Here is a 21,269-nt window from a genome sequence, read left to right on the forward strand (position 1 = left end):
CAGGCAACGAAGGAAACTGAATCATGAAAAAAGCACTGATCGCAGCGGTTGCTGCACTGACGCTGGTTCCGGCTTTCGCGTCTGCCGAAAGCTTTGACGATGCGTTCAACAAGGCCAGGGCAATGTATGGCAAGGGCCATGTCTTCGAATGGCAAGGCAGCCAGTATGCCGCAATCCATGAAGAGGAAGCTGAAGCCAATGTCGCAGCGACTGCGGACAATGCGCAGCTGATGATCGATAAGGCTAAGGCGAAAAATAAAGAAGCGGCTAAGCTGGGCTTTGAGTGGAAGTTAACCGGGGATATTCTGAAGAAAGCTGAACAGGCTAAGGCTGACGGCGATTTCCGTAAGGCTCTGGATCTGGCGACGCAGGCTAAATACCATGCCCGTATGGGGATTCAACAGTATCACTACGCCCAGTCAAACTGGCAGTTGTCGGTACCCCAGTAATTTTAAGCCCGGTAGCCTTAACTTCCTATCCCCCTGCGACCACCCGGTCGCAGGGGATTTCCGCTTTATCTGACAGGTGATCACGTATGTCTATGTCTCGCCGCGAGTTTGCCCAGCTATTAGGTCTGGCTGGTGCTGCTGGTATTCTTCCCGTACAGGGATTTGCTGCTAAGAAGCAGCCCGGTGATCTTTATGAAGTACCCAATTTTGGTAATGTGCGATTACTGCACATGACCGATTGTCACGCCCAGTTACTGCCGATCTATTTTCGCGAACCCAATGTCAACCTGGGTATCGCCGGTGCGTATGGTCAGGCGCCGCATCTGGTGGGTGACAAGTTGCTACAACATTTTGGTATTCAGTCGAATACTCTGGAAGCCCATGCTTTTTCCTGCATGAATTATGAAAGTGCCGCGGGTAAGTACGGTAAGGTGGGGGGCTTTGCTCATATAAAAACCCTGGTCAATCGTCTGCGACAGAGCTACGGCAGCGAGAACACTTTGTTGCTGGATGGCGGTGACACCTGGCAGGGCTCAGGTACCTCATTCAAAACCCGGGGTATGGATATGGTCCGGGCGGGTAATGATCTGGGTGTCGATATTATGACTGGCCACTGGGAGTTTACCTACCATCAGGAAGAGATATTGAACAATATCAAAGCTTTCAATGGTGAGTTTCTGGCTCAAAATGTCTTTATTACTGAAGATGCGCTGTTTGAAGGTGCCGATGAGTATATTCATGATGAAGATAGTGGTCGGGTATTTAAACCTTACACGATCAAAGAGATGGGTGGAGCCCGGATCGCTGTAATAGGCCAATGTTTCCCGCGTACCAAGATCGCCAATCCGGCACGCTTTATTCCGGACTGGACCTTTGATATCTACGATGACAACTTGCAGGAACTGATCGATGAGATCCGTGCCAACGAAGGGGTCGATGCGGTTATCGTGCTCTCTCATAACGGTATGGATGTCGATCTGGAGATGGCCCGTCGGGTTAGCGGTATCGATGCGATTCTGGGGGGGCATACCCACGATGGTATGCCGACACCGACTATTGTAAAGAATAACGGTGGTAAGACCCTGGTATGTAACGTTGGCTCTAATGGAAAATTCGTCGGTGTTATGGACCTCGATGTGCGTGGTGGAAAAGTACATGATTTCCGTTATCGCCTGATGCCGGTGTTCTCTGAGCTGCTGCCGGCTGATCCACAGATGGCAAAGCTAATTGACGATATTCGTGCACCTTATCTGGGCTGGTTGAATGAAGAGCTGGCGGTGGCCGATGAGCTGATGTTTCGCCGCGGTAACTTCAACGGTACTTTTGATCAGGTGATCTGTAACGCATTGAATGAAGTGAATGATGCGCAAATCTCACTGTCGCCGGGTTTCCGTTGGGGTACAACAGTACTCAAAGGGCAGACTATCACCATGGAACATGTGTTGGATCAGACCTGTCTGACCTATCCGGAAACCTATGTGCGCGAGATGAAGGGGGAGGAGCTGAAGCTGATCCTCGAAGATGTCGCCGATAATCTGTTTAACCCGGATCCGTACCTGCAATCCGGTGGAGATATGGTTCGCGTAGGTGGCTTTGATTATGTGTGCGATCCAACAAAGTCGATCGGTCAGCGGATCAGCGAAATGACATTGGACAATGGGCAAAAGATCGACGCAGCTAAGAGCTATAAAGTATCCGGCTGGGCGACAGTTGGATCCCGTTCAGACGGTGCCGATATCTGGGATGTGGTGGGCGAGTATCTGCGTGATCATAAGGTCGCGAAGATCGAGAAACTGAATACACCTAAACTGGTTAACGTCGCCGGTAATCCCGGTTTGACTGACTATAGCTGATTCAGGTCAGCATTGTCTTATAACGAGACGTATAAGGGCTCTTAGCAGGGCCCTTTTTCGTTTTGGCGCGTTCTACTTATGGCTTTCATCCGCTAGAATGGCAATCTGATTTAAGCATGGAGTAATAAGGTGAAAGCGATAATACTGCTCGCTGTGGCAGCGACACTGTCTCTGTCCGGCTGTAATGCGGCGAATGTACAGCCCCAGCCTGTGGAACTGCCAGCTCCTGTTGCAGCCGTACAGGATAACAGTGCGCAGCAAGCACAGCAGTTTGAAACGCTAAATAGCCGGATTACGCTGTTGCAGGAACAAGTTTTAGGCTTGAAGGTACAGAATGCTGCCGTTGCTGAGAAGGCCCAGTTATTACTGAATCAGTTTCAGGTACTAGCACAGAATATTGGTCGGGAAGGGGTTAAACAGGAATCTGAAAACTCCCCCCAGCAGCTGGAATTGCTGCTCAGTCGGCTTGATCGGCAGTTAGTAGAACTGCAACAGGCGGCACCGGATCTGGGCGTCGGTAATCCGTTCCTGCTGGCAACCTGTTATACCGCCAAAGGTAAGTGGAAACTGATTCGCTATAACCGGTTCAGTGGTGAGAGCTGGATCTCTGCTGATACCAATTGGCAGCCGCTGAATGAAGAGTTAACGCCGGCAATTTCTTCTTATGAAGTTCAGCTGTTACGGGCTAATGGTGATGTGAAGGGCTATGTCGCTGCGCGAATTGATCAGAATACCGGTGATACCTGGTGGCTGAGCGGTGAGACCTGGGTGAAGTATCAGCATTAGTATCAGCATTAGTATCAACAACAGTATCAACAATGAATGACATGACGTTAATGAAAGAGAGAACAGCACAGAGCCTGATCGAGATCTTCAATGGGTTATTCGAAGACAGCCTGAATACAGTTTTGTTATTGGGGGATGATGAGCCTATCTATCTCCCTGCTGATGAGGATAATCCGCGACACCGGGTCATTTTTGCCCACGGTTTTTTTGCCAGTGCTTTGCATGAGATAAGCCACTGGTGTATCGCCGGTGAGCAACGTCGTCAGTTGGTGGATTTCGGATATTGGTATAAACCCGATGGTCGTACCGCTGCAGAGCAGGCTGAATTTGAAACAGTTGAGGTTAAACCGCAAGCGCTGGAGTGGATATTATCCCAAGCAGCGGGGCATAAATTTCACTTCAGTGCCGATAATCTGGGGAGTGATATAGGCGCCAGTGATCAGTTCAAGCAGAATGTGTTACAGCAAGTACAGCAGTATATTGGTGAGGGAATCCCGCTGCGGCCTGGTAAGTTAGTCGAAGCCTTTCAGGAATATTACGGCACCCGGATCCAGCTTTCAGATTTCAGTCTGGAAGGGAAATAAGCGATCTGATTCAGAACAAAAAAACCGGCTCTTTGGCCGGTTTTTTATGTGTTAAGTCAGTCGGAGAGACCTGAAATCAGTGGCTGTGCTTTTTACCCATTGCAGCCATTACCTGTTCCACCGGCAGCTCCAGTTGCTTACTGGTTCCATCACTGAAGTTGAGTTTCAGGTCAACGAATTCGCCTTGCTTAAGGTTACGGTTAAGTCCTATTAGCATGATGTGGTGGCCTCCGGGTTTCAGTTCGACTGTTTCGTTGCCAAACATGGATACCTGAGGGATGCGTCGCATCTTCATCACACCATCGTCAGAGTGAGCGTGTGTATGTAGCTCAACTGACTTAGCCACAGAACTCTCAGCTGAAAGCAGTGCGACATTATCGCTGCTGCCATTCTTCAGGGTCATAAAGGCGGCGCTGTTAGGCTGCCCGGGAGGAACTGCCCGAACGTAGCCATGGTCGATGTTTACCTCTGCAAATACGCTGGCAGAAAGGGTCAGCGCAGAGATCAGGGTGATCAGTTTATTCATGGAGTTTACTGCCGCTCTAAAATTTAGTGTTAGTTAAGAAGCTGACGTAGCTTAGCGGTCAACTCATTCGGCATAGTGCCGTGCATCAGTGTTTCTCTCAGGTTACCCTGCTGATCGATCAGATAGGTCCGGGATGAGTGATCGACCGCGTAGCCCATGGCCGAGTCTTTCAGTTCGACAATGCGATAAAAGGCACCATACTGCTTTACAACCTGATCGATCTGATCCCGGTTACCGGTCAGGCCGAGCATGGTTGGATAAAAAAACTGGCTGTATTCTGCCAGGCGTTCAGGTGTATCCCGCTCGGGATCAACACTGATAAAGATTGACTGGACCTGGGCGGCTTCCTGCGGCGTCATGCTTTTAAGTGCCTGGGACATTACCGCCAGAGATGTCGGACAGACATCCGGACAGGAAGCGTAACCGATATAGAGTGCGACAACCTTACCACGGTAATCCGGTAGCGAAATCGGGCCCGAGGCCCCTTGCAGGGTGAAGTCCCCACCGAGCTTATGTGACAGTAACTGATTTGAATCACTGTTGCGTGGTGCCAGGATAAACGCAACCGCAAGGCCCGCGAGTAGTGCAGCGGTCAGGATCAGCAGATTTCTCAGGGTAGACAGATTATTGTTCATTATTGTGCCCTGAAATCAAACCGGGCCTTCACCGGGCCCTGTGGTGTATTAACCAAAACGGTTGCTCGCCAGCCCATCTCGCCGGTGACGCAGGCGCCTAATGATCCACGGCCGGTAAATAGTCCGTCCTGTTGCCGTAGTAAAGGTGTCTGGTTGATACCCATATACATCTCGGTGCCTTGCAGGTCGACCAGGGCGGACTCTACGTCAACACCATTGACGCTAACATTGAAATTGACCGGCTGCAGAGAGCGCATGTTCCTTGGGCTCACATCGAGAGTGATCGCGACGCCACCGGCTTGAGCTGTACATGCCTGCTGACTGATGTCGCAATCAGGATTACTTAATTGTGCCGGCACTGAACCGGCACCGATACTAAAATATTCTGAAAATAACCAGCCGCTGATAATCGCAATTACTAATGCAGTAATAGTGATGTAGTTACGACTGGAGCTGCGACTGGGGTTGCAACTGGAACTGCTGGCTTCGGTTTGGCTCATTAAAATCTCATGCTGCTGCGTGGCCTGATTCAAGTAGCCATAGATTAGTTTGATTTTGGCTGAAAAAGGCGTTGAAAACGATGTGACAAATTGTCGCACTATCCGATGGACAACAACAGCCCTGGAACAGGGTCACCGAAGATAAATAACCGATGGAAGGTACTAATTTAGGTTTTTTTCCTATATAGGGCGAGATGAAATTTTGTTTAAATTAGATAGATCTGATTTTGAAGATAATAAGTTGAGCCAGCTTCGGGGGGGGGGGGGAAGGGCGTTGTTCATTCGCTATTCATAGATAGTCTGTATGATTTAATACAATTTTCAGGGATGAAACTATATCGCAGAGGTATACCGATCAGGGGGGATCGTAATGCTAAATCGTTGTCGTCAGTGCCAATATCTTATTGAGTCTGAACTTATTAGTGAAGCACATAGTCACTTGAAGCTATTAATAAGCAGGCCGCAAGCTCAGATATACCAATGTGATGTTTGTAGTAGCTGCTTTATTTTTACCGATCAGGATATATCCCTGGTACTGTTCAATGCAGAGCAACAGGAACAGGTAAAATCAGTACCGGCTCCGTTATAACTATTATTATCGGTTAAAGAACCCTCCATCGTGAGGGATTTTTATTACCTCATCGTCATGTTGCTATCTTGTTAATTAGCGTCTCCTTTGCTGGATGTTGTGGTTGTATTAATGTCGATCCCGCTGCCAGGGATTGCTTTGCCAGTGGTGAAAGAGCAAACTGAGGCAGAGCTTTTTACAGCCAGTGAATGGAGATCTGCTGAATGGTAATGCAGTGGGATAAGCTACTGACAACTAAGCGCTATGGTCATGAAAACCTACGTCCGGAAGAGATTGGCCGTAGCCATTTTCATAAGGACCATGACCGTATTATCTTTTCCAGTGCCTTTCGCCGTCTGGGGCGTAAAACCCAGGTTCATCCGCTGGCGTTGAATGACCATATCCATACCCGCTTGACCCACAGTATTGAGGTCGGCAGTCTCGGCCGTAGCCTGGGTATCCGGGTCGGTGAAATACTTCAGGATCAGTTGCCGCACTGGATCAGCCCGCATGATCTGGGCACTATCGTACAGTCCGCCTGTCTGGCCCATGATATAGGTAATCCGCCATTTGGCCATGCCGGTGAGTATGCGATTCGTGATTGGTTTAAACAGAAGGCTGATAGTCCGTTATTGCAATCATTATCGGATCTGGAACGGCTCGACCTGCAAACTTTTGAAGGCAATGCCCAGGGCTTTCGGGTCGTGACCCGTATTGAAAACCATCTCTTCAGTGGTGGTCTGCGGCTTACCTATCCGACGTTGGGTACGCTTCTGAAATATCCCTGGACCGTTGAACGGGCGGGAAAAAAAGGTAAATTCAGTAGCTTCAAAACAGAGTCTGAAATCCTCGATGCGCTGGGGCGTGAACTTGGCCTGGTACAGTTGGGTGAGCATTACTGGTGTCGTCATCCACTGGCGTATCTGGTCGAGGCTGCCGATGATATCTGTTATGCGATCCTTGATCTGGAAGATGCAATTGAACTGAATATTCTCGGTTTCAACGACATTAAACCGATTCTGCTGCAACTATGCGGTAATCTGGATTATCAGGATGAAATCTTTTCTACTCAGGCCTCTGCCCGGCGCAAGATCTCTGCCCTGCGCGGGATGGCGATGGAGAATATGGTCGAGTCTACCGTTGCTGCATTCACTGCTAACCTGCCACAGATTATGACTGGAAAATATAACGGTGAGCTACTGGCCGATGGTGACCCGGGTGTACAGCAGGGCTTGTCTGCGGCGAAACAGCTGGCCAAAGAAAGAGTATTTCCGGATAACCGTAAAGCAGAGCTGGAAGTGGGGGCTTACAGTACATTGGGTACATTGCTTGATGCTTTCTGTGAGGCTGCATTTGAATTGCATACCGGCGGTGAGGATCAGCTGAGTTACCGCAGCCAGAAAATTATCAGTCTGATGGGAATTCATTGCCCGCAAGCTGATTGGCCGTTGTATCCTTCTTTTATGCGGGTACTCGATTTTATTGGCGGGATGACGGACAATTATGCTGCTTACCTGGCACGTCAGATCGGTGGTAAATCGATTAGCTAGTATTGTGTGATGTTTTTGTCTGGCACGTCATATTAGTGGTAAGTCGGTTAATTAATAATTTCAAGATAAACATGTTGAGGTGTAACAGGTGTCAATGCGAGATCAGTTAGGTTCGCTGGTATTTTCCACTGAGAAAGGTAAGTTGTGTCCGGCTTGTCATGAGGCCCTGGATGCCTGTATCTGTGATCAGCTGGCGGATCAGCAGCGGCTGGATAATCTGGATGGCGTCGTACGCATCCGGCGGGAAACCTCGGGTCGTAAGGGTAAAGGCGTGACCACTGTTAGCGGCGTTCCAGTGGCGGATAAAGAGCTTAAACAGTTGGCAAAAAAATTGAAGCAGCAGTGTGGTACTGGCGGAGCACTGAAGGATGGTGTTATCGAAATTCAGGGTGATCACCGCGAAAAACTGAAGCAGTTACTGGAGCAACAAGGTTTCACTGTTAAACTTGCGGGCGGATAAGATGGCTAATAAAGTAAAGAAAAAAGTCTGCACGTTTTGCCTGATGATGCGTTTTATGCTTTTTTTTATGGTAATAGTTGGTGCTTTTTTGCTCAATGGTATTTATAATTTCCTGAATTAGTAGCACGTCGGTCGTGTTACGCCCTGACAGGGAGTCGGGTTTAATATCTACAGGGAGTAGACTATGAACGTTATCGATCCGCGTGCCGTCCTGGCCGTGTTGCTGGTTTTTCTGTTTAACCCCGGCACCTTACAAGCTGAAGTTATCTCTTATGTTGACGACACCGGGCGTAAAGTCTTCGTCGATCATGTGCGTAAAATTCCCCCTCGTTTCCGTGATCAGAGCGAATCCTTCAAGGAGGAGGGCGAGCTACTACCATCGGAAGATAAGCAGACTCTAGACACTCAGCGTAAGCAGGCACAGCAGGCTCTGACCAGACAGCGGGCACTGCGTAAGCTGGAGCAGCAGCTGGCCAGCATGCAAAGCGATGTCATAGTGCGGGGTAATCAGGTGATAGTACCGGTTAAACTGTACTGGCGCGGGCGTTCAGCTAATTTGAAGCTGTTGCTCGATACCGGTGCGTCCATGACTGTAGTGCACAGTGACGCTGTTGTGAGTCTGAAGTCTGCAGCACGCAGTAGTAGCTATGCTCAGGTTGCCGGTGGTGGTGTGATAAGTACCGAACAGGTGGTGTTCGACCGGTTGGAGTTTGGTCCCTATAAGCTGGCCAGCAAGACGGTTTCGGTTATCGATACTGAGCGGGCCTCAGGCTTTGATGGTCTGCTGGGGATGGATATTATAAGCCAGCAGCGCTACGAGATTGATTTTGCCAGACAGAAGATTACATGGAACCCTGATGGCTACCGTAAGCTCAGTGTTGCGCTGGAGGAAGCTCGTGCCGATGAGGATGAGATGCAGTCATCGGCGCAGATGCAGCCTTTACAGTAATTTTTCTGAACTGGATTACAACAAGAAGCCCGCTTTTGCGGGCTTTTTGTTGACTGTGTAGAGGTTCCTATGCTGTTTTAGCCCAGTTCCTGTTCAGCCAGTTTCAGGTCCAGCGTTGCTTTCAGCAGCTTGTACAGGCGGATGGCCGCATCGATCTCTTCTTTTCGGTTAGTCAGGCTTTCGATGTTGAGTCCCAGAGGAATACCCAGGTCACCACAGGCTTCCAGTATCTGATCTAAGTTGTTTCGGCAAATACGAACCGATTCACCCAGAGGATTCGCGGCGTCCAGTATGCGGTGTTGCGTGGCAACTGGCACAGAGATGCCCAGCCATTCCATAAATTCCAGGGTTTTGGCGCTGCCGCATGGGGTAAACGTCAGAATAATCCGCTTTGGTTCAACTCCGCGCTCTTTGCACTCACGCGCATAGGAGCTTAACAGATCGATGGTCGCCTGAGCGTTATATACCGCCTGGGAGATAAAATACTCGCAACCTTGTGCTGTTTTTTCCAACAGACGAAGATGTTCATTGCCTTTGCTTGCATGCCGCTCAGCAATAGTTACACCACCCAGATGAAAGTTCAGGCTGTGTTCCTGGAGTGCATTGTAGGCTTGCGGCAGGGGTAGTTTAATATCGCCTTCAGATGATGGGCTACCCACTAATACCAGATCACGAACACCGTGCGGACACCATGCGCGGTCCAGCCACTCATCAAAATCATCCCTGTTACGTTGTGAGACGCTTTTGTAGGTGATGACCGGACGGCCGGATTTCTCACGCAGAACGGCAGCATATTCCCGAGGATCGTGGGTTGTCATAAAAGGGAATGGACGTGGCTTGTCGGTACGGCTGCTTTCATCCTGGATGTCATACACAATAACGCCGTCATAATCGATCTGGCCCAGTCGCTCCAACAGTTTACTGCCGATCTCATTAACCTGTCCCATAGAAACAGAAGACTTCGGTGGTGTGGTACCGATGAAGTAGACGCCGCGGCTGGGGTCTGCGAATTTCTGTTTCAGTCTAGAGTCAGTCATTTCTGTTTCCGTTGGTATTGCTGATAGGTTGTGTGAGTACCTGTATGGAACTTATATCTGTTCCTTAAGTGCTAATAATTCTAACAATGAATTGGTTTCATGTATTTAGGTTATAAGGTGAAATTTTTTGTAGTTAATATGAGTAGATTTAATTCCACATGAAATAGAATAAATAACAGGCGTGATTTTGGGTTAAACATAGGAGGCCGCGTGGCTAAACCAAAGCTAGATCTTGCAGGTATTCAGGCTCAGGTTCCAGAGCAGGGGGCGCAGCGAAAGCTACCGCCGGTGCATCTGTGGAATCCAGATTTTTGTGGCGATCTGGATATGCAGATCACTCGTGATGGTCGCTGGATTCATGAAGGTGGTGAGATAAAGCGTCCGGCCATGGTCACTATGTTTTCGACCATTTTATGGCGTGAGGGTGAAAATTACTTTTTGGTGACGCCGGTTGAGAAAGTGGGGATTCAGGTAGAAGGCGTGCCGTTCTTTTTCACCGGGCTGGATCTGCGTGAGGGTGAGCAAGGCCGGGAGTTGGTTTTCACTTCGAACACTGACGATGTCATTGTTGCAGGACCAGACCATCCGTTGCGTGTTGAGACTGATGTAAACAGCGGTGAGCCTTCACCCTACCTGATGGTGCGCTACGGCATGGAAGGGCGGCTCAGTCGGAATGTGTTCTATCAGCTAGTGGATCTGGCTGAGGAACGGGACGGTCAGTTGATTGTGAGCAGTGCAGGCTCTACCTTTCAACTGGGTAGCCTGGATTGAGTCAGTGGCCTGAAGAGCTTGAAAACAGGTTAATGACAATGACGCCTGCCACTATCAGGCAGATACCCAGTATGGCTGGCAGGTCGGGTGTTTGTTTGTAAACCACTGCGGCCACTATGGCGATTAATGCTACGCCGACGCCAGCCCAGATCGCATAGGCAACCCCAAGTGGAATGCTCTTCAAAGCCAGTGACAGAAAGTAAAAGGACACAGCGTAGCCGACAACGACCAGGACACTGGGGCCGATACGGCTGAACTCATCTGAAGTTTTCAGGGCGCTGGTGGCGATGACTTCTGCAAGGATGGCTATGGCGAGGTAGATCTGTCCCATGTTATGCACTCATTTTTCAGGGGCTTGGAAATACAGTAATGCGTAGATAAGGGCTCCTGATCACTTACCTGCGTCATAACCCGGTAACTACTGATCTGTCAGAATATCTGCAGGGGCGGTTCCTGAAGGGCTGCCAGCTGTTCCCGAAGTTCCAGTATATGTTCACTCCAGTAGCGTACGGTATTAAACCAGGGGAAGTTGTGGGGAAACGCGGGGTCTTCCCAGCGGCGGGCAATCCAGGCGGCGTAGTTCATCATGCGCAGGGTGCGTAGCGTTTCTGCCAGCTGCAGTTCCCGGGGCTGAAAATCGTAGAACTCGTTATAACCTTCGATTATCTCTGAAAGCTGGATCTGCTGGCTATTGCGGTCGCCGGAAAACAGCATCCATATATCCTGAATTGCCGGCGCCATGCGGGCATCGTCAAAATCGACGAAGTTGGGTGCATTATCACGCCACAGCATATTGCCGATATGGCAGTCACCGTGCACCCGGATAAAGTTCAGGTCGCCACTTTGTTGCCAGATCTCTTCCATGCGTTGCAGCAGGTCGGTACTCAGTGAATCATAAGCCAGTTGCAGTTCAGCCGGGATGAATTTACTGCTAATCAGTTCAACGCTGTCACGTCCATAGCTTTGTATATCAATGCTCGGGCGGTGTGCGAAAGGTTTTTGCGCGCCGATAAGATGAATTCGTCCGAGCATGCGACCTAAGGTATAAAGATTGTCCAGGTTATCCAGTTCCGGGGCATGGCCACCCTTACGGGGGAACAGCGCGAACATAAACTCGCCATAGTAGAACAGGCTTTCGCCTGCGCTATTGGTCAACGGCGCGACGACAGGTAGCTCCTGTTCCTGCAGTTCGAAGCAAAACTCATGTTCTTCTATAATCTGCTCCCGGGTCCAGCGGGCAGGGCGGTAAAATTTTGCAATCAGCGGTTGCTCGCCTTCGATACCAACCTGATAGACTCGGTTCTCATAGCTGTTCAGGCCAAATACCCTGCCATCACAAAGGTAGCCCAGGCTTTCTATCGCGTCCTGAATGTAACTTGGCGTCAGGCTTTCAAACGGGTGCAGGTTTTCGCTCATAATGACCAACTATTTGTCCGACCAGGTGTTATAAGGATTGTTGAGCAAATTCGAGTTGTAATATTTGGCATCGCCGGTTACTTCTATAGTAACCCAGTCAGGCAGTTGCACTGCTTCGTGTTCGTCGTTGAGTTCAACCTCTGCGACTATCAGTCCAAGATTGTCGCCGGCAAAGATATCGACTTCCCAGAGATGCTTGTCGTGGGTAATCAGGTGGCGAACTTTATCAATTTTGGGGCCGCTGCACAGTTCAGCCAGCATCTGCTCTGCATCAGCCAGGGGGACTTCATATTCAAATTCGCTGCGTACCGCGCCGCGATTTTCGCCTTTGAGGGTCAGAAAGGCCTGATCCCCCATGATACGAACACGTACTGCAGTCTTATCCTGGGTGGGCACATAGCCCTGTTTAATGCTGATACCACAGTTCAGCTCGCCCAGCTTAGCCGGATCAATCAGGAATTTACGTTCGATTTCCTTTGCCATTTCAAACTCCAACAAAAAAGGCACTGATTAAAGTGCCTTTTTACTAAATAGCAACGCTTCCAACGAAGTCGAAGCGTTTATGCCTGGATATGCATAAGAGTAATCAGCTGCCAGGGGCAGTGTTACATTATTCTCATGCCTGGTTTAGCGCCTTCGTGTGGCTCTAAGATCCACAGATCCTTACCGCCAGGACCTGCTGCCAGAACCATGCCTTCAGACATGCCGAACTTCATCTTACGCGGCGCCAGGTTAGCGACCATAACAGTCAGCTTGCCTTCCAGGTCTTCTGGTGCGTAAGCGGACTTTATACCGGCAAACACATTGCGGGTTTCGCCACCAAGATCAAGCGTCAGCTGAAGCAGCTTTTTAGCACCGTCGACATGCTCCGCTTTGGCAATCAGGGCGACCCGCAGATCAAGCTTTGCAAACTCGTCAAAGCTAATTGTGTCGGCTATTGGGCTCTCATCCAGCGGTGACTTTTCAGCAGCCGGAGTCGGAGCAGCTTCAGCAGCTGCGGCCATGGTTGCCTTGCTGTCTTCGATCAGGGCGTTAACTTTATCTTCTTCAACCCGTTGCATCAGTGGCTTGAACTTGTTGATCTTATGATCCAGCAGCGGCTGCTGGATAGCATCCCAGTTGAAGTTTTCGATGTTCATAAACTTAGCTGCATCTTCAGCAACCTGTGGCAGAACCGGTGCCAGGTAAGAGATGATGACACGGAACAGGTTGATGCCCATGGTGCAGCAATCCTGAACTTCCTGCTCTTTACCTTCCTGTTTAGCCAGAACCCATGGCTCGGCGGCATCGATATACTGGTTGGCTTTATCGGCGATATGCATAATCTCGCGCATCGCTTTGCCATACTCGCGCGCTTCATACGCGTTAGCGATCAGTTCACCTGATGCAACGGCTTCTTCATACAGGGCGGGCACTGCCAGCGAGCCACCCAGTTGGCCATCAAACTTCTTCTTGATAAAACCTGCGCAACGGGAGGCGATATTAACCACCTTGTTGACCAGATCGGCATTTACCCGCATCCGGAAATCATCCAGGCTCAGATCGATATCATCAATACCGGAGCCGAGTTTTGCCGCGAAGTAGTAACGCAGATATTCAGGGCGCAGATGCTTGAGATAGGTTTCCGCCATAATGAAGGTGCCGCGGGACTTGGACATCTTCTGTCCATTAACCGTCAGGAAACCGTGGCAGAATACACCGTTCGGTTTACGGAAACCGGCGCCTTCAAGCATCGCAGGCCAGAACAGAGTATGGAAGTAGGCGATATCTTTACCGATAAAGTGATACAGCTCGGTATCTGAAGATTCGTTCCAGTACTCATCGAAATCAACGTCGTTCTTCTCGCACCAGTTCTTGAAACTGGCCATGTAACCGATTGGCGCATCCAGCCAGACGTAGAAATACTTGCCTGGCGCATCCGGGATTTCAAATCCCCAGTACGGTGCATCACGGGAGATATCCCAGTTCTGCAGTCCGGATTCAAACCATTCGTTCAGTTTGTGGATCATATGTTCCTGAACATGGTTATCAACCCAGTTGCGCAGGAATTGTTCGAAATCACCGAGTTTGAAAAAATAATGCTCAGATTCTTTTTCGATCGGCTTCGCTCCGGAAACTGCAGAGTATGCATTCTTCAGTTCAACCGGGCTGTAAGTCGCACCGCAGACCTCGCAAGAATCGCCATACTGATCAGCAGCACCGCATTTAGGGCACTCGCCCTTAACGAAACGATCCGGAAGGAACATCTCTTTTTCAGGATCGTAGGCCTGGGTGATGGTCTTTTTATCGATATGGCCACCGTCACGCAGACGGGTGTAAATCAGCGATGCGAACTGCTGATTCTCGTCGGAATGGGTGGAGTAGTAATTATCAAAGTTAACCATGAAACCGGCGAAGTCGCGCTGGTGTTCCTGGCTGACCTGATCGATCAGTTCCTGAGGTGTAATACCCATCTGATCCGCTTTAAGCATGATCGGAGTACCGTGGGCATCGTCAGCACAGACATAAGTGCACTGGTTGCCACGCTGGTTCTGGAAGCGGGTCCAGATATCAGTCTGGATATATTCCACCAGATGACCCAGATGAATTGGGCCGTTGGCATAAGGCAGAGCACTGGTAACGAGAATCTTGCGTTGTTTGTCTGTCATGATTCAAAACTGATCTACGGTTAAATATAAGCGCGCAATTTTACCCTTAAACAGGGTTAATTACAGTACTCAGGCCGATCTTTTTCTTTCTGCTTAACAATCCGCTTGTAAAGGGGGGGCTGACAGATTCACAGAATGGTGAGTTGAAATTGGACAGCGCTAAACTTTGCGGTTCATTCTTAGCTTAAGCGATAAAAAAAAACAGGCTACAGGATTTAGCCGGTTTTTGCTGCCGGAGCTGAGCGATGTTTAAAAGTATTCTTAAAGAGGAGCGGATTTCAGTCCTGTGGCTGGGCGAGTTGCTGTCTGATATTGATCAGATACCCGCTGAGTTAGGACAAAAGATCATTATCGAAAGGGCACCAAGATCTGAGGTAGCCTCTCAGATGCTGGCAACAGGAGAGTACACAATACTGGTGGTGCAGTTTAGTGGTAGTGATTTCGCGTTTCGCTATCAATGGTTGCGTGAAGCGGTGCGACAGCATCCCGGAGTGATCCGGATTATGTTGAATGATAATCTGCAGGCGCATCAGGTGGCGAAGGCGTCGGAGCTTTGTCATCGGTCGATCTCTTTCACTGCGACCATACATGCAATGTTGGATGAGATTGGTCAGTGCTTTCAGGCACGGCATATTATTAACAAGCCCGCGGTACAGGATTATGTTGGTACAGTGGAGCGCTTACCCTCTATCCCCTCGATCTACCTGGAATTGAATGATGCTTTGGCCTCTGATGCTGTCGGTGCTGCTGATATAGCAAAAATCATAGAACAGGATCCGGCGATGACGGCGAAGATCCTGCAGTTGGTAAACTCCGCTTTTTTTGCTTTAAGCAGCCATGTGTTCAAAATTAAAGATGCCGTGGTTATCCTGGGGGTAAGGCAGCTACGGGATCTGTTCTTGGTTTCTCGGCTGTTTCAACATTATCCCCAGACTAAGACCTGGACAACGTTTTCGTTCGAAAACCTGCATAGTCGCTGCATGGTGGTGGGGCGTTTCGCGCGGGCGATATGCCGCGATATGCGGGTGCCGGCTGAGGTCGCTGATAAGGCATTTCTGGCAGCACTGCTTCAGGATATCGGCATGCTGGTGTTCGCTACCCGGGATCCCGCTAGTTACCGCTCAGTCATGCAGCAGTCCGCACAGATGGATCAGCCATTGTATGCGATTGAAAAATTGAAACTCGGAGTGACCCATATGGAAGTGGGGGCTTATATGCTAAGTCTGTGGAATCTCCCCCCCGAAGTGGTTGATGCGGTATTGTTTCACTCTTTTCCAAACTCAACCGGCGGCACCCACTTTACGCCGCTGACTGCGGTGCATATAGCCGATTCGCTGCTGCCTGATGTAGTCAATGTTACCGAGTGTAAAATTAACAGTCGTCTGAGTCAGAGTTATATTGAACGACTTGGCTTGCAGGATAAAATGCCTGCCTGGCAGGAGGAGGCCGAGCTGTATGCCAATCAGTTATACGCCGGAGTCGGCGCCGGTTTCTGACATTTTACCCCAGCTTGACCTTTAAGTTGTTCAATTCCCCTTTTGCGAAGATCAGTTATTTCTATTGTACGGGCCGGCCTGTTAGAATGCGCGGCTTGATTGTTTCTTAAATCAAAACCTGAATCCAAATCTGATCCCGAACCTGAGGTGTGCATGGCGCTGCCAGTTGTTGATCCGTCCCTTTATGATGGCCAGCTTTTAGATAAGAAAACTGAAATTGAACAGCAGTTTGCCGAGTTTAAGCTGCCGGCAGTTGAAGTTTTTGAGTCTGAACGTACAGCATACCGATTGCGTGCGGAGTTCCGTGTCTGGCATGAGGGCGATGACCTCTACTATGTGATGTTCAAACCCGGTGATAAAACCCAGCATAGTCGTCTGGAAGAGTGCCCGATGGTATCGGACACTATTCAGCAGGTGATGTTTAAACTGCTGGACTATGTACGCCCGAATGAACTGCTACGCCGCCGACTGTTTCAGGTGGATTTTCTCAGTACCCTTAGTGGCGAACTTATTGTCAGCCTGCTCTATCATAAGCCGCTGGATGATGAATGGACTGAAGAAGCTAAAAAACTGAAGCAACACTTCGGCATCAATTTTATCGGTCGCAGCCGTAAGACCAAAATCGTGCTGGATCAGGACTTTGCTATTGAAAAAATGCAGGTCGATGGTCGGGAGCTGATCTACAAACAGGTGGAAAACAGTTTCACTCAGCCTAATGGCGGGGTGTGTCAGCATATGTTGCACTGGGCGCTGGATGTCACCCGCGGTGCTGGTGGTGACCTGGTAGAGCTGTATTGTGGTAATGGCAACTTCACGATGGCATTGGCGGCGAACTTTAATTCAGTCATCGCTACTGAAATCGCTAAAGTATCTGTGAATGCCGCGCAATATAATATCGAAGCTAATAACGTTAATAATGTGAAGATCCTGCGCATGTCCAGCGAAGAGTTCTCTCAGGCCCTACAGGGAGTGCGAGAGTTCCGCAGGTTGAAGCAGAGCAACGTTGAACTGAGTGATTATAACTTCTCTACAGTGCTGGTCGATCCGCCTCGTAGCGGCCTGGATGATGAAACCGTTAAGCAGGTGGCCGAGTACAATAATATTGTCTACGTTTCCTGTAATCCGGATACCTTGCTGGATAATCTGCGAGAGCTGACCAAAACCCATCAGCTGGAACGTTTTGCGATATTCGATCAGTTTCCGTACACCCATCACTTGGAGTGCGGTGTATATCTGACCCGTCGTTAAGTCGGGTCAGTCTGTTTCCTCACAGATCTTATTTACAGACCGGCATTCGGAGCTGCCTGATATGTGTGTGAAGTTCCGAGTGAACTCAGAAGCACAAACTGGTTTCGCAAACAGGTAGCCCTGGACGCAAATATCATTGCTTAAATTCTGTAACAGGGCTAACTGACCGGGGGTTTCTACGCCTTCAGCGATAACCTTAAGGTTCATGCCCTGGCTCATCTGTATAATTGCTTTTATCAGACTGTTTTCCTGGCCATCATCATCAGCAGCAATCTGATGAACAAAGGAACGGTCAATTTTTAATACATTGATTGGGAACTTCATTAGGTAGCTGAGTGCAGAATAACCGGTGCCAAAATCATCGATAGCGATCCTGAACCCAAGGTGGTTCAGCCGCTTAAATACATTCATATTGTGCTGATTGTCATGCAGGAGCAGGCTTTCTGTTATCTCAATCAGAACCTTGTCAGCTGTCAGATGATAGTCTTCCAGCATCTGGCTGATGACAGCCATAAATGTTTTGGACTGGAACTGCCGGGTTGAAACATTTATCGAGATATAAAGCTCAGGGTCCAGTTGCTGGTGCCATTCAACCAGTTGCTCGCAGCTCTGGCGCAGGCACCACTCTCCGATTGATATGATTAGCCCGGACTCTTCAGCAATCGGAATAAATTGGTCAGGTGGAATCAGCTCATCTCCATCCTGCAGCCTCAGAAGTGCCTCCATCCCCACAATTTTTTTACTATGCAGATCGATAATCGGCTGGTAATGAAGCACCAGTGCATCGTTCTTAATCGCGTGGCGTAACAGGTTTTCTATCCGCATCCGTTTCTGGATAACTTCGTTATGCTGAGGTGTGTAAAAGGCAAAACAGGAACGGCCTTCGTCTTTTGCCCGGTACATGGCCAGGTCTGCGCTCTGCAACAATCCGGTGGGTTGCTCGTTATCACCAGGATAAAGGGCAATGCCGATGGAAGCGGAGATATAGATGTCGCTCTGTTGTAGGTAAAAGCTTTGCTGAGTGGTTGCGATGATCCGCGTAGCGATATTTTCTGCTTCGTTATCATCACTGATATCATGAATAATGACAGCGAACTCATCGCCACCCAGTCGCGCAATTTTATCATCCGGTCTCAGGATTGACTGAATGCGTTGGGTTGCCTGGCAGATTAGTTCGTCACCAGTATTGTGGCCAAAGGTATCGTTTACTGATTTAAAGTGATCGAGATCGATAAACATCAGGGCGAATGGGGTTTTGCTGTTTTGACGCTCAGTAATCAGCTGTTCAAGATATTTCTGAAAGTGGTAGCGGTTAGCAATACCGGATAAAAAGTCGGTATTTGCCTGATGTTCCAGCTTTTTTCTGGCCTGATTCAGGCTAGTGACATCGCTTATTACGGCAAGAGCTCCTGGGTAAGCGTCATTGGCTGACAGGGTTGCATCCATCAGTACTTCCATTTTTTCGCCTGCACCATTAATTATTTGCAGTGGCTGGTCGGTCAAATGAAGTTCTGTCCAGAGTTGCTGCAGAGTGTCCAGAATAGAGGCTTTGTTTTCCGGTTCAAACAGCAGGTCGCACAGATTAAAACCGATCACTTCTTCACGTTGATAGCCCATCTGTTCCAGAAAGTAATTACTGGCGTCACGGATATGACCAGATTTATCAAAACTGAACAGCAGTGACGGTGTTGAATGGTAGAGGTTCTGCAGATGCACTTTACTTTGTTCTAGCTGGCTATGGTGAGACTCCAGGCGCTCATGCATCTCATTAAAAGCTGCTGTGATCCGGCCCAGCTCGTCAGTTGATGAGTGCTCTATCCGGTTAAACTTATGTGCACTATGGTAATTTGTTATGGCATCCATCAACTTCTTGATCGGACTGTCCAGCAGGTATGTAAAAATGAGCCATACACTGAATAGCATGGCGAGATATATCAGTAGCAGAGAGATAATTGCAGTGTTAAGAAAGCGATCTTTCTCAGTATTCAGGCTGGTTTCACCAAGCTGAAGCTTGAGGGTTCCCGCTTGCTGGGTGATATGCGCATTGGAATATACGATAGGAAATGCCAGCTCGATACTGCGGCCTTCGCCCTGATAGTCAGATTGTTTATGCAACCGGATATTGCCACCTTCATCCAGAACTTCTACCAGTAACAGGTCAGGGTCCAGCATCATGGTATTGGCGATTTTTTCCACCCGTTCAGTGTTAAAGTTCCACAGCGGACCGGCAATAATATCAGCATAGTTTTTCAGGTTGTTTTTTTTAGCCTCCAGATCGGAGGTAAACTGCTTCTCAGCCTGGACGAAGGTATAGCTAAACGCCAGCATCAGCGCCAGAGTCGCGCCGGGAGCAAGAATGATAAGCAGTTTGAGCTTAAGGGAGTTGAGTCTTTTCAACAGCATAAAAAGTTCGATAACTTCTATTCGACGATTTGTTTGAAAACGCGTTCCAATGAGAAGTCATAAGCGTCCTTTATCCTTTTTGAGGTCGCAGAAAATCCGGTGAAATCAATTTTATTCCAGTTTTCATCGCCCAGTTTGTTCAGGTACTGATCAATGTTCTGTTGGTTGATACTCTGCATCTGAAACCGGACCTGCCCCAATGGAGTGGTCTTGTCCTTACGACTGTTTAAGTGATAATCCTGGATTAAGACCATCGACCAGGCGCCCGCCAGGAAGTGACCTCCATCGGTTAGCAGCATCTCGCCATTTTTGACCATTTGTAAGCCCTGGGCGGACCAGTTTAAGCCCACCAGGCAGAGATCCTGACCTGCCACCAGTCCCTGTTCGGGCAGAGCATCTCTGGCACCCATTGCGATCGGATCATTGGCTGCCCAGATACCGACAGGCGAAATATTATTTCTTTTGGCCCATTGCAGATAGTTACTGCTCAGTTGTTTGGCTTCCTGCTGATTCCAGTTGGCATAAAGGAATCTGTCCAGGGTGATTTCAGGGTTTTTAGCAATTACATCGAGCGCGCCCTGGTTACGCTCTATGGATGCCGGTGTTAACTGGTCTCCACCGATTGCCAGCATATGAAAAGGAGGCGCTTGGTGTTTCTGTTTTGCGCAGCTTAGCAGGGCGTTCATCATCCGTTGTCCGGCGTTGAAATTATCGGGTACAACTGCACCAATCAGGTTTGGGTTTTCTCCGGGCAGGCCAACCCGTTTGCTCTGATCGGGCAGGAAGTCATTCAACAGCATGAGAACCTTAATATTCTTATCTGCTGTGGCAAGTAATATCGTTTCAGCGGCCTGTTCCTCATTAACCAGAATCAGATATTCTGGTGGGTTCTGGCGCTTGGTCAATGCAATGCCCAACTCAGTCATACGTACCCGGTTTCGTTCGGCGTAAATGACTTCCAGATCGATATCAAAGTCATTGGCAGCTGCCTGCATTGTTTCGGTAACCATGTCCCAAAATCGTTCACCTTGTTTACCGGGGTTAACAAAGGTGACATTCATTGCAGAGATGGAGCTCGAAAGGCACAACAGGGCGGAGGCAATAAGCGGGATCAGGAGTTTTCTCATTATTATTCTCTTTTTACCTGACTGGATTTAAAAAAATATCGGAATTATTGGAAAAATAACAGTATTTTTTAAACTAATATAAAAATTATGGTTATGTCGTTTAGCTTTTTTAGCTCGTTTAGGTATAAGAGGCGATCTTCAAGTATTACATTTCAATACTTTTTCTTTGGTTTGCTTCGTTGGGTAAGGTTTTTGATAGATTTGTTAAAAAATGTCTCTCGCCATTTTAAACGCTGGTAATCTATCGCCACTGCACAGGCCGG

General features: G+C 48.9%; 20 protein-coding genes. 10 read left to right on the forward strand and 10 right to left on the reverse strand.

Features of this window, described 5'->3' with window-relative positions; genetic code table 11:
• Window positions 1–23 precede the first annotated feature (23 nt).
• The 4 genes from ACQUQM_RS01410 to ACQUQM_RS01425 all read left to right on the forward strand — a co-directional run bounded on the left by ACQUQM_RS01410 (window position 24) and on the right by ACQUQM_RS01425 (window position 3,672).
• A complete protein-coding gene (locus tag ACQUQM_RS01410) occupies window positions 24–449 on the forward strand; it encodes a hypothetical protein (protein WP_432472701.1) in 426 nt (141 codons plus the stop codon).
• 86 nt (window positions 450–535) lie between these two features.
• The gene (soxB, locus tag ACQUQM_RS01415; protein WP_432472702.1) at window positions 536–2,302 is read left to right on the forward strand and encodes a thiosulfohydrolase SoxB; all 1,767 of its coding nucleotides are present in this window, start codon (window positions 536–538) and stop codon (window positions 2,300–2,302) included.
• Window positions 2,303–2,431: 129 nt separating this feature from the next.
• A complete protein-coding gene (locus ACQUQM_RS01420; RefSeq protein ID WP_432472703.1) occupies window positions 2,432–3,088 on the forward strand; it encodes a hypothetical protein in 657 nt (218 codons plus the stop codon).
• Between the two features lie 32 nt (window positions 3,089–3,120).
• The gene (locus ACQUQM_RS01425; RefSeq protein WP_432472704.1) at window positions 3,121–3,672 is read left to right on the forward strand and encodes an elongation factor P hydroxylase; all 552 of its coding nucleotides are present in this window, start codon (window positions 3,121–3,123) and stop codon (window positions 3,670–3,672) included.
• 76 nt (window positions 3,673–3,748) lie between these two features.
• On the opposite strand, the gene ACQUQM_RS01430 is transcribed toward ACQUQM_RS01425, so the two are convergent.
• Genes ACQUQM_RS01430 through ACQUQM_RS01440 form a run of 3 tightly spaced genes read right to left on the reverse strand, consistent with a single transcriptional unit; the run spans window position 3,749 to window position 5,333 of the window.
• Window positions 3,749–4,198, reverse strand: a complete 450-nt coding sequence (locus ACQUQM_RS01430) for a copper chaperone PCu(A)C (protein ID WP_432472705.1) — start codon at window positions 4,196–4,198, stop codon at window positions 3,749–3,751.
• 29 nt (window positions 4,199–4,227) lie between these two features.
• Window positions 4,228–4,833, reverse strand: coding sequence for an SCO family protein (locus tag ACQUQM_RS01435; RefSeq protein ID WP_432472706.1), 606 nt, complete (start codon window positions 4,831–4,833; stop codon window positions 4,228–4,230).
• Window positions 4,833–5,333, reverse strand: coding sequence for a hypothetical protein (locus tag ACQUQM_RS01440; protein ID WP_432472707.1), 501 nt, complete (start codon window positions 5,331–5,333; stop codon window positions 4,833–4,835). The genes ACQUQM_RS01435 and ACQUQM_RS01440 overlap by 1 nt, the downstream gene beginning before the upstream one ends.
• A 792-nt stretch (window positions 5,334–6,125) precedes the next feature.
• Between ACQUQM_RS01440 and ACQUQM_RS01445 the strand changes: the two genes are divergently transcribed.
• The 3 genes from ACQUQM_RS01445 (at window position 6,126) to ACQUQM_RS01455 (ending at window position 8,860) form a co-directional block, all read left to right on the forward strand.
• Window positions 6,126–7,451 (forward strand): deoxyguanosinetriphosphate triphosphohydrolase, encoded by a 1,326-nt coding sequence (locus ACQUQM_RS01445; protein WP_432472708.1) that lies wholly within the window; start codon window positions 6,126–6,128, stop codon window positions 7,449–7,451.
• A gap of 94 nt (window positions 7,452–7,545) precedes the next feature.
• The gene (locus tag ACQUQM_RS01450) at window positions 7,546–7,911 is read left to right on the forward strand and encodes a translation initiation factor Sui1 (RefSeq protein WP_432472709.1); all 366 of its coding nucleotides are present in this window, start codon (window positions 7,546–7,548) and stop codon (window positions 7,909–7,911) included.
• Between the two features lie 184 nt (window positions 7,912–8,095).
• Window positions 8,096–8,860, forward strand: coding sequence for a retropepsin-like aspartic protease (locus ACQUQM_RS01455; protein WP_432472710.1), 765 nt, complete (start codon window positions 8,096–8,098; stop codon window positions 8,858–8,860).
• Window positions 8,861–8,937: 77 nt separating this feature from the next.
• Here ACQUQM_RS01455 and ACQUQM_RS01460 read toward each other — a convergent pair whose 3' ends face one another.
• Window positions 8,938–9,897 carry a methylenetetrahydrofolate reductase gene (locus ACQUQM_RS01460; RefSeq protein ID WP_432472711.1) on the reverse strand — a complete coding sequence of 320 codons (960 nt, stop codon included), beginning with the start codon at window positions 9,895–9,897 and terminating at the stop codon, window positions 8,938–8,940.
• A gap of 210 nt (window positions 9,898–10,107) precedes the next feature.
• Here ACQUQM_RS01460 and ACQUQM_RS01465 point away from each other — a divergent pair, with 210 nt between their 5' ends.
• The gene (locus ACQUQM_RS01465) at window positions 10,108–10,668 is read left to right on the forward strand and encodes a DUF1285 domain-containing protein (protein WP_432472712.1); all 561 of its coding nucleotides are present in this window, start codon (window positions 10,108–10,110) and stop codon (window positions 10,666–10,668) included.
• A gap of 1 nt (window position 10,669) precedes the next feature.
• Here ACQUQM_RS01465 and ACQUQM_RS01470 read toward each other — a convergent pair whose 3' ends face one another.
• From ACQUQM_RS01470 to metG, 4 genes are all read right to left on the reverse strand, one after another.
• Window positions 10,670–10,999: a DMT family transporter gene (locus tag ACQUQM_RS01470; protein WP_432472713.1), complete on the reverse strand. Its 330-nt coding sequence runs from the start codon at window positions 10,997–10,999 to the stop codon at window positions 10,670–10,672.
• Window positions 11,000–11,097: 98 nt separating this feature from the next.
• The gene (locus ACQUQM_RS01475) at window positions 11,098–12,084 is read right to left on the reverse strand and encodes a serine/threonine protein kinase (RefSeq protein WP_432472714.1); all 987 of its coding nucleotides are present in this window, start codon (window positions 12,082–12,084) and stop codon (window positions 11,098–11,100) included.
• Window positions 12,085–12,093: 9 nt separating this feature from the next.
• Window positions 12,094–12,567: a CYTH domain-containing protein gene (locus ACQUQM_RS01480; RefSeq protein WP_432472715.1), complete on the reverse strand. Its 474-nt coding sequence runs from the start codon at window positions 12,565–12,567 to the stop codon at window positions 12,094–12,096.
• A gap of 122 nt (window positions 12,568–12,689) precedes the next feature.
• Window positions 12,690–14,732, reverse strand: coding sequence for a methionine--tRNA ligase (gene metG / locus ACQUQM_RS01485; RefSeq protein ID WP_432472716.1), 2,043 nt, complete (start codon window positions 14,730–14,732; stop codon window positions 12,690–12,692).
• A gap of 245 nt (window positions 14,733–14,977) precedes the next feature.
• Here metG and ACQUQM_RS01490 point away from each other — a divergent pair, with 245 nt between their 5' ends.
• Both ACQUQM_RS01490 and trmA read left to right on the forward strand, forming a co-directional pair.
• Window positions 14,978–16,228 (forward strand): HDOD domain-containing protein, encoded by a 1,251-nt coding sequence (locus ACQUQM_RS01490; RefSeq protein ID WP_432472717.1) that lies wholly within the window; start codon window positions 14,978–14,980, stop codon window positions 16,226–16,228.
• Window positions 16,229–16,381: 153 nt separating this feature from the next.
• Window positions 16,382–17,476 (forward strand): tRNA (uridine(54)-C5)-methyltransferase TrmA, encoded by a 1,095-nt coding sequence (gene trmA / locus ACQUQM_RS01495; RefSeq protein ID WP_432472718.1) that lies wholly within the window; start codon window positions 16,382–16,384, stop codon window positions 17,474–17,476.
• A gap of 6 nt (window positions 17,477–17,482) precedes the next feature.
• Here the strand turns inward: trmA and ACQUQM_RS01500 are convergent, their stop codons facing one another.
• Together ACQUQM_RS01500 and ACQUQM_RS01505 are read right to left on the reverse strand one after the other, a co-directional pair.
• Window positions 17,483–19,879, reverse strand: coding sequence for an EAL domain-containing protein (locus tag ACQUQM_RS01500; RefSeq protein WP_432472719.1), 2,397 nt, complete (start codon window positions 19,877–19,879; stop codon window positions 17,483–17,485).
• Between the two features lie 17 nt (window positions 19,880–19,896).
• Window positions 19,897–21,006 (reverse strand): ABC transporter substrate-binding protein, encoded by a 1,110-nt coding sequence (locus ACQUQM_RS01505; RefSeq protein WP_432472720.1) that lies wholly within the window; start codon window positions 21,004–21,006, stop codon window positions 19,897–19,899.
• Window positions 21,007–21,269: the final 263 nt, after the last annotated feature.

The organism is Amphritea sp. HPY (assembly GCF_050870985.1).
GTDB lineage: Bacteria > Pseudomonadota > Gammaproteobacteria > Pseudomonadales > Balneatricaceae > Amphritea.